Raw genomic sequence first — 12207 nt, forward strand, 5'->3', positions numbered from 1 at the left:
GACAAGATTATTTGTTCTAACAGTTCCTATGGAGCAGCAAACCTTATCCGGCTTCTCGCAAGGTTTACAGGAGGATTTTCACTCGTAACATAAATTCTCTGCTAATTCTAGCAAAGCAGCCTTGGTGGCAATTTCCTAACATAAAAAAAAAGAGCACAAAATGCTGTCAACATTTTATACTCTACTGTTATGGAATTAGGTATATACTTAAACACCTAATGGTTAATTTAACATTTCTTCTTTCATCTTTTCTAAGATTTTCTTTTCAATTCTTGAAACCTGTACTTGCGAGATTCCTAAACGGTTTGCTACTTCTGTCTGGGTCTGATCTTTGTAATACCGCAAGTAAACAATTAATCGCTCTCTTTGATCAAGATCATTAATTAAATGTTCCATTGTCATCTTATCGAACCAATTGTTGTTCGAGTCTGCTATTTGATCAAGCAATGTAATTGGGTCTCCGTCATTTTCAAATACGGTCTCATGAATCGACTGTGGTTTTTTGGTTGCTTCTTGTGCATGGATGATTTCTTCAGGACTTAATTCTAGTTTGCTGGCAATTTCCTGTATTGTCGGTACTCTGCCTAATTCTTTTGTCAATTCATCTGTAGCCCTTCTTATTTTATTGCCAATTTCTTTCAAAGACCGACTTACCTTGACGGTCCCATCATCTCGAATAAAGCGCTGAATCTCGCCAATAATCATCGGTACAGCATACGTCGAAAACTTAACATCATAAGAAAGGTCAAATTTGTCAATTGACTTTAATAACCCAATGCATCCAATTTGAAATAAGTCGTCCTGGTCATAACCTCTGTTAAGAAAGCGTTGAACAACAGACCAGACTAAGCGGATATTTTTTTCAACTAAAATAGTCCTTGCCGCCTCATCGCCCTGTTGACTTTGTTCAATGTATCGTTTGACATCTTTATCATCTAATGTCTTTGGATTTTGAATTTTTGTCATTGGCATCACCTAATTACAATAACTTTTAGTTGTCAGAAAATCTTTAACCATCATCACTTTTGTTCCGACGCCAAGTTTTGAACTTACATTCACTTTATCCATAAAATTCTCCATGATTGTAAAACCCATTCCTGACCTTTCTAATTCAGGTTTTGATGTGAACAGTGGTTCTTTTGCAAGATCAATATTATTTATACCAATTCCATGATCTTCAATAATAATGGATAACACACTATCCGATATTTCACATTCTATATATACTGTTTGATTTGGGTCTTCTTCATAACCGTGAATAATAGCATTGGTAACTGCTTCTGATACCACTGTTTTGATTTCTGTTAATTCGTCCATTGTCGGATCTATTTGTGATACAAAAGCAGCTACAGCAACTCTTGCAAAAGCTTCATTTTCGCTCACACTTTTGAATTGTAATTTCATTGAATTATTCATGATGCCACCCCCAGCGTTAATAGAGCAAAGGCTTCATCCTGCTCTAAACGAACAATCTTGAATAATCCCGACATATCAAACAGACGTTTCACGGCAGGCGAGATGGAACAAACGACCATTTCTCCGCCTAACTGCTGTACTTCCTTATATCTACCCAGGACAACACCTAATCCTGAACTGTCCATAAAATGAAGATTGGCTAAATTTAAAACAACATGCTTAATTTGATGTTTTTGAATTTTTTCCTGCCATTCTATTTTTAATCTTGCAGCAGAATGATGATCAAGCTCACCGTCTAACCGAACGATTAATACATTCTCCATTGCAATAAACTCTGATACTAATTGCAAAGCAATCCCTCCCAAGATTTTATTATATTCTTTATTCTATTTTTCCAATGAGTTATCCTGCTACATGACAAAAGTAGAATTAAATCGATTTTTTTCATGCATTAATGTTAAATTTTTTCATTATTTGTTTAAAAAAGAACGGAGAATTCTTCCCATTAATTGAAAAGTACCAGCTTTATCCATATCCTCTTCAATTACCAGATCAGTTTCAGAAATTACTTTGCCATCTTTCTTTACTTCTAACTTTCCGATTGCTGTTCCCTTTTTTATTGGTAGTGAAATATCCTGATCTATTTTCACATCTGTTTCAATGCCTGTTAGATCTTCTGCTTTCTTATGAAGAATAGAGATAGAATCATTCGTTATAACATTTACTTTTTGCTGGTCTGCTTTTAGCCAGTTAAAACTTGTCACTTGCTGGTTTTTATCGAACAGAGATTTTGTCGTATATTTACTGTACGCATAATCTAACATTGCACTTACATCGCTGTTCCGATTCTTCGTTGAATCTGCCCCCATTACTACAGCAATCACTCGCATTCCATCTTTCTCAGCTGTAGCTGTTAAGCAATATTTTGCTTCATTCGTGAATCCTGTTTTCAAACCGTCAACACCTTCATAGAACTTCACTAACTTGTTGGTGTTCACTAACCAGAATTCATTTTCCTGTCCTTTTCGCAAATAGTCTTCATAAATACTTGTATATTTTGTTATTTCATCATATTTTAATAATTCTTTTGCCAGTAAAGCCATATCTTCCGCTGTGCTGTAATGATTCTCGGCAGGTAATCCTGTCGGGTTTTGAAATAATGTGTTTTTTAAATGTAACTGTTTTGCTCTTTGATTCATCATCTCGACAAAAGCTTCTTCACTGCCGGCAATTCTTTCTGCGAGCGCTACTGATGCATCATTACCCGAGGCAACTGCAACACCTTTTAATAAATCATTAACAGTCATTTCCTCACCCGGTTCAAGGAAAATCTGTGAACCTCCCATCGATGCCGCCTTCTCACTAATTCTTACCTTTTCAGAAAGTTGTAATTTCCCATTTTCCAATTCTTCCATAACTAGCAGCAGTGTCATAATTTTTGTCATGCTGGCAGGTGGGAGAACCTCTTGTGCATTTTTGTTAAACAAAACTTCCCCAGTATCACGTTCTATTAATATTGCCGATTTAGAATTGGCAGCTAGATCCAAAGCATTTGATTCATTAACAGGTTGATGGTGTGTTGCATACAGGTTCAGCCCAATCCCTGAACTAAAGATTACGGAAAAACAAATAAGTATTTTTATCATATTATCTAATTTACTCAATCTATAACACCTCCGATTATTAATAATATCTATTTTTGCCAAAATCAGCTAAATTTATAACAAAAAAAGATGACTATCAGCGATAATCATCTTTTTAGAGGATGTTTAAAAAGTCACCAAATGATAAGCGGCGATTCTAGCGGAGCTTCAACTAAGAACCGACACGTCGTGTGTCGAACGTTGAAGTCACCACATCCTGTAGAAGCTCGTTGGTTTGCGAGTCCGCTTCTCTCGTATCCAGACCATTCGTTCCGATGCTCCTCACTGCACCGCCACGACCTTCTTGCTTCTATCTGCCGACTTTTTAGAACACGCACTTTTTAACATTTTTATTTAATTACATCATAAATCATTTTATTCTTTTTAACTTGCTTCTCACCTATTTGATACGATTGCTGGATCAGCTCAATCACATTATCTACATTTTGTGTATCAGCATGTAATGTAGCTAATATATCATTTTCTTTCACCATATCACCAATTTTCTTATGCAAGGTAATTCCCACACCATGGTTGATCTTATCCTCTTTGGTCGCTCTCCCGGCGCCAAGGTGCATGGCTGCTACACCAATAGTCTCTGCATTCATCTCATGCACATATCCGTTTAATGTTGTCTTAACATCAATATGATAAAAAGATGTTGGCAGTTTTTCTAGATTCTCGATTACTGAAATATCGCCATTTTGTGCCTTAATGAAATCTTTAAATGCTTGTAACGCATGTCCTTCATCAATTAAACGTTCTAATTGTTCCATTGCTTTATCATAATCTGGATATACTCCTGCCAGGATAGTCATATGTGCTGCTAATTCGAGAGCTAATTCTCGCAAATCCTCAACAGGTTCGCCTTGTAGCACTCTCACCGCTTCTTTCACTTCATTCGCATTACCGATCTCGTATCCTAAAGGCTGATTCATATCACTGATCACTGCAACTGTACGCCGGTCTAGCTGATTACCGATTGTCACCATTTCCTGTGCCAGTTTTCTTGAATCCGCTAATGTTTTCATAAAAGCACCCGAGCCAGTTTTTACATCTAAGACAATGCTGTCTGCACCTGAGGCTATTTTCTTACTCATGATGGAGCTGGCAATAAGCGGAATGGCATTTACTGTTGCTGTAACATCTCTTAACGCATATAACTTTTTATCTGCAGGAGCTAAATTACCTGTCTGGCCAACAACTGATAACTTATGGTTATTCACATTCTCAATAAATTGTTCTTTCGTTAACTCTACCTTGAAGCCCGGAATAGATTCAAGCTTATCAATCGTTCCACCAGTATGTCCCAAACCGCGCCCGGACATTTTTGCTACAGGGATTCCCGCAGCTGCAACTAATGGTCCCACGATGAAGGTAGTCTTATCACCTACACCACCAGTGGAATGTTTGTCCACTTTATGTCCATTTATTTTGGACAAATCTATCGTGTCGCCAGAATCCACCATAGACTTGGTCAATGTTGCTGTTTCTTCCTGGTCCATTCCTTGAAAATAGATGGCCATCATTAAGGCAGATGCTTGATAATCTGGAATATCACCAGTCATATATTGTTCAACAAAATATTTAATCTCTGTTTCTGATAACTTTAATCCATTTCTCTTCTTCGCAATAACATCTACCATCCGCATTACAATCAACCCTTTCCGGAAATTATTAAGACATTTCTTGAATGATTTGACGTACTAACCGAATAAAATCTTCTTTTACTTGTTCTGTTGTTTCTATTACTTCCTGGTGACTTAATGGCTGATCCAGAATACCTGCAGCCATATTGGAAATGCAGGAAATTCCTAATACTCGCATTTTAGCATGATTAGCAATGATTACTTCAGGCACAGTAGACATCCCCACAGCGTCTCCACCTAATGTACGCAGCATTCTTACTTCAGCTGGTGTTTCATAGGAAGGTCCTGTATTAGCAACATAAACGCCTTCTTTCGTCTGAATCCCAAGCTTTGCTGCAGATTTTTTGGCAATAGCAATTAACTCTTTATCATATGCCTGTGACATATCAGGAAAACGCACACCTAATGTTATTTCGTTAGATCCAATTAACGGATTTGTCCCTAAATTGTTAATGTGATCCGTAATTATCATTAAATCTCCTGCTGAGAAATTTTCGTTAATTCCACCGGCAGCATTTGTAACAATTAGTTGTTTCATACCAAGTAACTGGAATACTCGAACAGGAAAAGTTACTTGTTCAAGTGAATAGCCTTCATAAAAATGAAAGCGACCTTGCATTACCACTACATTCACATTCTCTAGTTTCCCAAAAACTAACCGGCCATGATGCCCTTCAACTGTAGATACGGGAAAATGTGGAATTTCTCCATAATCAATGACTGTTGTGTCAACTAATTCATCAGCTAACACCCCAAGTCCAGAACCTAAAATAAGGCCAATTTCAGGCATGCTGCTAATTTTTTGTTTAATATATTGAGCAGATTCGTTGATTTGATTAAGATTCATTGAGTTTCTCCTTTATTTGTAATATCAGTAAGGAAACTTGTTCCATGTTCAGGCAGCTTAACCTTAAAATTATCTGCAATGGTTGCCCCAATGTCAGCAAAAGTTTTTCTTACAGGAAGTTCCTTGCCAATAGCTTCTTGATAGTATACCAATAACGGGACATATTCTCTTGTATGATCTGTACCGTGATGAGTAGGATCATTCCCATGATCAGCCGTTATAATCAACAAGTCAGTTTCCGTTATCTTTTCCAGCATTTCCGGCAATCTTTGATCAAATTTCTCTAGTGCATTGGCATAACCACCCGGATCTCTTCTGTGCCCGTACTTTGCATCAAAATCAACCAGGTTTAGAAAATTCAGACCATGGAAATCCTTATCCATTGAATCAATAAACTTTTGCATGCCATCATCATTATCTTTTGTCCTGATGGTTTCCGTAACACCTTCCCCATCATATATATCCGTGATTTTACCTAATGCAATCACATCGAGTCCATTGTCTTTTAATTCATTCATCACTGTGCGGCCAAATGGTTTCAATGCATAGTCTTGCCTGTTCGCTGTTCTTTCAAATGCTCCTGGTTCCCCTATGAAAGGTCGTGCAATTACTCGGCCAATCATATATTTTTCATCTAATGTCAGTTCTCTTGCAATTTCGCAAATGTTATATAGTTCGTCAATTGCAACGATTTCTTCATGTGCTGCAATTTGCAGAACAGAATCAGCAGAGGTATAAACAATTAAACTCCCTGTTTCCATATGTTCTTGCCCTAATTCTTTAATAATCTCCGTACCTGATGCCGGCTTATTCCCGATAATTTTCCGGCCTGTTCTTGTCTCAAGATCCTGAATTAATTCATCTGGAAATCTCTCAAAAGTCCGGAAAGGTGTTTCAATATGTAAACCCATAATTTCCCAATGCCCTGTCATTGTATCTTTACCGTTCGAGGCTTCTTCCATTTTTGTATAGTATGCTGATGGTTGTGCACTTTTTTCAATTCCTTTAATTTCACGTATATTACTTAATCCTAGTTTTCCTAAATTAGGCATTTTTAGTCCATTCTGATATTCTGCAATATGTCCTAATGTATCAGCACCAATATCATTAAATTTGTCCGCATCAGGTGCCTCACCTATTCCTACTGAATCTAATACGACTAAAAAAATACGTTTAAAAGTCATATGAATCCCTCCTAATCCTTTGTTACCCTTTATCTTAACCGATTAAGCCTAAATATTTCATCATAAAGAAAATTATATAAAAGCCTGGAAGATCTCTATGTCCTGTGTAAACTTTAATACTTAGGAGTACAATCTCCCTTATAAAGTGAGACTTTGAACATTTGGGGTATTACTGGCATTTCGTACTGTGATAATTTTAAAAATATAAAAAACCACGCATATTATCGTGGCCACTTATGCTCTCGGATGATGAGCTTTATATATGTCCTTAAGTCTTGCTTTTGATACGTGTGTGTATATTTGTGTTGTTGATATATCTGCATGGCCAAGCATTTCCTGGACAGCTCTTAAATCTGCACCATTTTCCAGTAAATGAGTCGCAAATGAATGCCTTAAAGTATGGGGAGAAATTTCCTTTTCAATTTCTGCATTTTTGGCAATTTGCTTAATAATCTTCCAGAAACCTTGACGAGAAAGCGCCTTACCGTGATGATTTACAAAAACGCGGTCAGAATTCCGTTGTTTATCAAATTGAGGTCTGCTATGTTCTAAGTACATTTCAATTGCTTCTTTTGCCACTTCTCCTAAAGGAACTATTCTTTCTTTTGAGCCTTTTCCAATGCAACGGACGAAGCCCATTGACAAATGCAAATCTGCTAAAGTTAATTCTATCAATTCACTAACACGTAAACCAGTAGCATACATTGTTTCAAGCATGGCCTTATTCCTGAGAGAGAATTTGTCCTCATTTTGAAAGGTAAGTAACCGGTCTACTTCCCCTACAGACAGTACTTTTGGCAATTTGCGATTCGTTTTTGGAGTTTCAATATGTAAACTGGGGTCCTCTGACATCTGATATTCTCTCATTAAAAAAGGATGAAATAATCGTATCGTTGATAAGAACCTGGCAAGTGTCGCACTGGATTTCCCCTGATCATTTAATTTGTATAAAAATTGCAATATATCGTATCTTGTAACACTTTCCCATTTACTAATCTGTCTTTCCTTTAAAAACAGATAATACTGCTTCAGATCTCGTCTATATGCTTGTATTGTATTGGTGGAAAGCCCTCGTTCGATTTGTAAATAATGAAAGAAATCTTCCATTGCATATTGCATATCATCCATGACTATTCTCCCAATCGAAAAAATATATTCAAGCGATCCCATAAATCACTGTCATCTTCCTGGTGAAAAACTTTAACTGCAGTACCTTGCGGAGCATCATACCTGTCTAATTTTTCATACTCTTGATGCAATGCTTTGATAACATAATAAAATAGAAATGTACATAATACAAATATGACAAGAACTTTTATCATTTCGTAGAAAGCTCGAACAATTGTCTGCATCATACCAGTCTCCTAATAGAAATCATCATTCTATTAGATTATATGCCAGGAAATAGAAAGAATATACCTATTACTTTTCTTCTTTCGCTTGGCAATTTCGACATACTCCATGAAAGGTTAATCGATGGTCTTTTACGAGAAAGCCCCAATCTTTCTGCACAATTTCTTCCACTTCTTCTAACAGGTCATCCATAATCTCTTCAACAGAACCACATTCGGTACAAACTAAATGATGATGGAAGTGTTTCGCTCCCTCTTTACGCAAGTCATAACGAGATACACCATCACCAAAATTTATTTTATCAACTATTTTTAATTCTGTTAGCAATTCTAATGTTCTATATACTGTAGCTAAGCCGATTTCCGGTGCTTTTTCTTTTACGAGTAAGTATACATCTTCTGCACTTAAATGGTCCTCTTCTCTTTCCAAAAGCACTCTGACGGTTGCTTCACGCTGTGGTGTTAATTTATAACTTTGCGCGTGTAATTCCTTCTTAATACGGTCTAAGCGATGTTCCATTAGTAAGACCTCCCTCACATTCTCAATTATAATAATCGAGATGTTAGGTGTCAATTAAAATAATTATAAAAAGATAAATAATATTAATTATTAATCTATAATTATTATTTTTTGATAAAGTAATCAGATATCATTTGCATTGACTTAAAAGAAATGACACTTTCTAAGCCTGCGGCAATTGTCGCACCGATTGTCAAGATAAAAAACACACCGATATAACGGTAAAAAACCTGGATAACCGGCAGTTTATATCTTTTTGAAAAGATGCTCTGCAGCAATGTAAAGGAAAAAATCATCGCAAATGCACTTGCAATAATATAAATTGGAATAATTATCATATTTTGAGAAGCAATAGAGGAAAAAGCTAACATTAAACCTTTCCAGCCTAATTGATTTACAAAATAACCGACAGTAAAGCCAACCGCAACTCCTTTGACAAATAACAGAACCCAGATAATTGGAAGGCCAATGACTGCTAAACCTAAAAAGAACAATAAAGCCAGGAACTGAATATGATAAAGCATCGCATTTTTAAATAAGTCGGTTTGAGCCATATTATTATCTGACAAATAATTGAGAAAGAAGTTCTCTAAGTAAAAATATAAATCCTGTTTTTGAATCCATGACATGCTATTCACTATAATCGCACCAAATATAATGCCGGTTAAAAATAAAATGATCGTAAAAATATAGATGGTGTAATATTGATTTAAATGGTTTACAATGATATTTCTTTTTTTTGGCATTTCCCTTCACATCCTCTATTCATATTCTCACTTAAATCTATGAATAGAGTAATAGAAATAGAACTTATTCTTTTTGGATTTCTAGCTGAGCCATTTTCCGTACTTTCCACCGCCGCCTTGCTCTACTTGCACAATACCATTTCTGATATTTATAATAGATTTCGCAATTTTGTCTCCCGCAACCTCTATTAAATGGTCTTCTGGTACATAATGGATAATATTCATTTCATTATGAAAATGGTCTAATAATTTTTCAAAAGTTTTCTTACCCAATCCAGGGATATACTCTAATGGTACTTGATAAATATAAGGTGGACGCTCCGTTAAATTCCGACTGTCACCAGCTAATTCATCAATTCGATCAGCTACTCCTTTGATCATGGAGACAGACCCGCAATGAATACAAGGCACTTTCTCAATAGGGGTCAGACAATTTTTACACACGGTTGCATGATATTTACCCAGCATTGGATGCATGCCGTAATTGGCTACTATCTTGCGGCCACCCACGCCTTTCAACACTTTCTTCCAATCCTGAAAAGTAGGTTCCTCCATTTGGAATAATTGATATTCTCTTCCGATTTTCGCCAGGGAATGTGCATCAGAATTAGTCAAAAAAGGAAATGGATGAAGTTCTTCAATTTTATCTGCCATATGAGTATCTGAGCTAAGCCCTAACTCAACTCCATCTATCATTTTAACCTGAAAGACTTCCTCAAGAGATTCCTTCACGCCTTTACCGAAAGCACTTTTAAATGGAGTAAATATGTGAGCTGGAATAAAAACTCCATTGAGCTCCTGCACTTTTTCCTGTAATTCACTAGCCGTGCCATAGTATCGCTGAGAACTAAGCTCAATATTTTTCATATGTTGACTTAGCCATGCACTGAATTGCTTCATGACTCCGACAGTCGGCAGATAGCATAAAACATGAATTGGTCCTTGGCAATTAGGGTCATATATTTCAATTTCACTTCCTAAAAATAAGGTTGTATTCTTGTAATGAATACCGCCATCTTTATCTTCTGTCGCAAAACCTTTATTAATGTTATCTTCTATTTCTTCTAAAACAGAAGGTGCATGACAATCAATGACACCTACAATATTCATTCCTTTTCTGTCAGATGCTTCTTTCAGTATGTTCGTTATGGTTAACGACTTTGCACCAGTAATTTTGACAGGTTTTCCATATTTATTTCTGCCAATATGGATATGCAAATCTGCAAAAAATTGATCCATTCCTACCTCATACCTTTACTTTTTAAAAATTGGACTGCAAAAGCTGTTTTTACATCATGGATTTCCTGATTCTTGATTAATTGTTCAGCTTCCGAGATCGATAATTCCATAAGCTCAACAAATTCATCTTCATCAAGTTCTTTCTTCTCTTCCAGTTTTTTTAACTTGTTTGTCTCATATAAATAGATAATCTCATCTGCAAAGCCCGGTGAAGTATAAAAAGATGTAACATAGTTTAACTCGTCTGTTGTATAACCTGTTTCCTCTTCTAATTCACGCAATGCGGTTACTTCCGGTTCTTCGCCTTTTTCCAATTTCCCTGCGGGTATCTCAACAAGTGTTTTTTCTAAAGCTTTTCGATATTGTTTCACAAAGATTATTTTATTATTCTCTGTTACAGCAATGATGGCAACTGCACCTGGGTGTTTAACAATTTCCCTTGTTGATGTTTTACCATTAGGCAAGGTTACTTCATCTAATTGCACTTTAATTATCCTGCCTTCAAAAATGTTTTTGCTCTTGTTCGTTTTCTCTTCAAAATTCACTACCCATCATCCTTTCTTCTACATTAATTGTATTTCTTTTCCGGAATATATACAATGAATATGAAACTATCAGCGGGAAAGGAGTTTATTATGAACTATAATAAATTAGGAAAATCGGAACTGAATGTATCCCAACTCTCACTTGGCTGCATGTCACTGGGCACAGACAAAGATAAAGCCAAAACAATAATGGATAGTGCACTGGATAAGGGAATTAATTATTTGGACACAGCTGATTTGTATGATCACGGCAGGAATGAAGAAATCGTAGGTGAAGCTATTAAACATAAACGCCAGGATATAATTCTTGCTACTAAAGTTGGTAACCACTTAAAAGATGATGGCACATGGTTTTGGGATCCATCTAAAGCTTATATTAAACAGCAAGTGAAAAATAGTCTGAGAAGATTGCAAACTGATTATATTGATTTGTATCAACTACATGGCGGGACAATTGATGATCCAATTGATGAAACAATTGAAGCGTTCGAAGATTTAGTGCAAGAGGGAATCATCCGCTATTACGGTATTTCTTCCATTCGCCCAAATGTTATTAGAGAATATGTAAGGAAATCAAACATCACAAGTGTTATGATGCAATACAGTATTTTTGACCGCAGACCGGAAGAAGAAGTATTGGACTTACTGGCGGAAAATAATATTAATGTTGTAACAAGAGGAACATTGGCGAAAGGAATGTTATCGGGTAAGGCTTCCACTAAAATAGCAACAAAAGCAGAAGATGGTTATTTAGATCACAGCAAAACCGATTTGCAGCATGCTGTAAATAAATTGGGGGATCTCTTAACAGAATCTCAGACTCTGAATGGACTTGCTATTGCATACGTATTAGCAAATAATCCAGTTTCTTCTGTTGTGGCTGGAGCAAGTTCAATCGATCAGTTGAATGATAATATCCATGCCCTATCACAGCAATTCAGTTCTGAACAGTTAGAGAAAGTAAAAGAAATAGTTAGACAAAACACCTATACGCAACACAGGTAAACTGCTTTATAAATGGGAGGCCTGATCTGCACAATATGGCAGTCTTAAGATGTGATAATAC

14 protein-coding genes are annotated in these 12207 nt (G+C 36.2%); 1 reads left to right on the forward strand and 13 read right to left on the reverse strand.

The genetic code is table 11. The features are described 5' to 3' along the window. Positions 1–222: 222 nt before the first annotated feature. From sigF to F9U64_RS05145, 13 genes are all read right to left on the reverse strand, one after another. Complete coding sequence (gene sigF / locus F9U64_RS05085) at positions 223–966, reverse strand: RNA polymerase sporulation sigma factor SigF (protein ID WP_407647285.1); 744 nt, start codon at positions 964–966, stop codon at positions 223–225. A 9-nt stretch (positions 967–975) separates the two neighbouring features. Then, entirely contained in the window at positions 976–1416 is a 441-nt protein-coding gene (spoIIAB, locus tag F9U64_RS05090; RefSeq protein ID WP_153401921.1) for an anti-sigma F factor, read from the reverse strand. Further along, complete coding sequence (gene spoIIAA, locus F9U64_RS05095; protein ID WP_407647286.1) at positions 1413–1766, reverse strand: anti-sigma F factor antagonist; 354 nt, start codon at positions 1764–1766, stop codon at positions 1413–1415. The genes spoIIAB and spoIIAA overlap by 4 nt, the downstream gene beginning before the upstream one ends. 120 nt (positions 1767–1886) lie before the next feature. After that, a complete protein-coding gene (locus F9U64_RS05100) occupies positions 1887–3062 on the reverse strand; it encodes a D-alanyl-D-alanine carboxypeptidase family protein (RefSeq protein WP_153401978.1) in 1176 nt (391 codons plus the stop codon). 347 nt (positions 3063–3409) lie between these two features. Next, on the reverse strand, positions 3410–4711 hold the full coding sequence (locus tag F9U64_RS05105) for a pyrimidine-nucleoside phosphorylase (RefSeq protein ID WP_153401922.1): 1302 nt from the start codon (positions 4709–4711) through the stop codon (positions 3410–3412). Between the two features lie 25 nt (positions 4712–4736). After that, complete coding sequence (locus tag F9U64_RS05110; protein ID WP_153401923.1) at positions 4737–5555, reverse strand: purine-nucleoside phosphorylase; 819 nt, start codon at positions 5553–5555, stop codon at positions 4737–4739. Further along, positions 5552–6739 carry a phosphopentomutase gene (deoB, locus tag F9U64_RS05115; protein WP_153401924.1) on the reverse strand — a complete coding sequence of 396 codons (1188 nt, stop codon included), beginning with the start codon at positions 6737–6739 and terminating at the stop codon, positions 5552–5554. Before deoB ends, F9U64_RS05110 begins: the two co-directional genes overlap by 4 nt. Before the next feature lie 234 nt (positions 6740–6973). Continuing rightward, positions 6974–7858: a site-specific tyrosine recombinase XerD gene (gene xerD / locus F9U64_RS05120; RefSeq protein WP_153401979.1), complete on the reverse strand. Its 885-nt coding sequence runs from the start codon at positions 7856–7858 to the stop codon at positions 6974–6976. 11 nt (positions 7859–7869) lie between these two features. Then, positions 7870–8091 carry a DUF4227 family protein gene (locus tag F9U64_RS05125; RefSeq protein ID WP_153401925.1) on the reverse strand — a complete coding sequence of 74 codons (222 nt, stop codon included), beginning with the start codon at positions 8089–8091 and terminating at the stop codon, positions 7870–7872. Positions 8092–8161: 70 nt separating this feature from the next. Further along, positions 8162–8611 (reverse strand): ferric iron uptake transcriptional regulator, encoded by a 450-nt coding sequence (gene fur, locus F9U64_RS05130; RefSeq protein ID WP_153401926.1) that lies wholly within the window; start codon positions 8609–8611, stop codon positions 8162–8164. 104 nt (positions 8612–8715) lie between these two features. Further along, on the reverse strand, positions 8716–9357 hold the full coding sequence (spoIIM, locus tag F9U64_RS05135; protein ID WP_153401927.1) for a stage II sporulation protein M: 642 nt from the start codon (positions 9355–9357) through the stop codon (positions 8716–8718). A gap of 81 nt (positions 9358–9438) precedes the next feature. After that, positions 9439–10596: an endonuclease Q family protein gene (locus F9U64_RS05140; RefSeq protein WP_153401928.1), complete on the reverse strand. Its 1158-nt coding sequence runs from the start codon at positions 10594–10596 to the stop codon at positions 9439–9441. A gap of 2 nt (positions 10597–10598) precedes the next feature. Next, complete coding sequence (locus tag F9U64_RS05145) at positions 10599–11141, reverse strand: NUDIX hydrolase (protein ID WP_153401929.1); 543 nt, start codon at positions 11139–11141, stop codon at positions 10599–10601. Between the two features lie 90 nt (positions 11142–11231). On the opposite strand from F9U64_RS05145, the gene F9U64_RS05150 reads away from it, so the two are divergent. Next, entirely contained in the window at positions 11232–12146 is a 915-nt protein-coding gene (locus F9U64_RS05150) for an aldo/keto reductase (RefSeq protein ID WP_153401930.1), read from the forward strand. Positions 12147–12207 lie beyond the last annotated feature (61 nt).

This window comes from Gracilibacillus oryzae, from assembly GCF_009498735.1.
GTDB lineage: Bacteria > Bacillota > Bacilli > Bacillales > Amphibacillaceae > Gracilibacillus > Gracilibacillus oryzae.

Excerpts from the sequence above, each read along its gene's own strand:
- sigF (WP_407647285.1), bottom strand. The coding sequence starts at position 966 with ATGACAAAAATTCAAAATCCAAAGACATTAGATGATAAAGATGTCAAA.
- spoIIAB (WP_153401921.1), bottom strand. The coding sequence starts at position 1,416 with ATGAATAATTCAATGAAATTACAATTCAAAAGTGTGAGCGAAAATGAA.
- F9U64_RS05100 (WP_153401978.1), bottom strand. The coding sequence starts at position 3,062 with ATGATAAAAATACTTATTTGTTTTTCCGTAATCTTTAGTTCAGGGATT.
- F9U64_RS05105 (WP_153401922.1), bottom strand. The coding sequence starts at position 4,711 with ATGCGGATGGTAGATGTTATTGCGAAGAAGAGAAATGGATTAAAGTTA.
- F9U64_RS05110 (WP_153401923.1), bottom strand. The coding sequence starts at position 5,555 with ATGAATCTTAATCAAATCAACGAATCTGCTCAATATATTAAACAAAAA.
- deoB (WP_153401924.1), bottom strand. The coding sequence starts at position 6,739 with ATGACTTTTAAACGTATTTTTTTAGTCGTATTAGATTCAGTAGGAATA.
- xerD (WP_153401979.1), bottom strand. The coding sequence starts at position 7,858 with ATGCAATATGCAATGGAAGATTTCTTTCATTATTTACAAATCGAACGA.
- F9U64_RS05125 (WP_153401925.1), bottom strand. The coding sequence starts at position 8,091 with ATGCAGACAATTGTTCGAGCTTTCTACGAAATGATAAAAGTTCTTGTC.
- fur (WP_153401926.1), bottom strand. The coding sequence starts at position 8,611 with ATGGAACATCGCTTAGACCGTATTAAGAAGGAATTACACGCGCAAAGT.
- spoIIM (WP_153401927.1), bottom strand. The coding sequence starts at position 9,357 with ATGCCAAAAAAAAGAAATATCATTGTAAACCATTTAAATCAATATTAC.
- F9U64_RS05140 (WP_153401928.1), bottom strand. The coding sequence starts at position 10,596 with ATGGATCAATTTTTTGCAGATTTGCATATCCATATTGGCAGAAATAAA.
- F9U64_RS05150 (WP_153401930.1), top strand. The coding sequence starts at position 11,232 with ATGAACTATAATAAATTAGGAAAATCGGAACTGAATGTATCCCAACTC.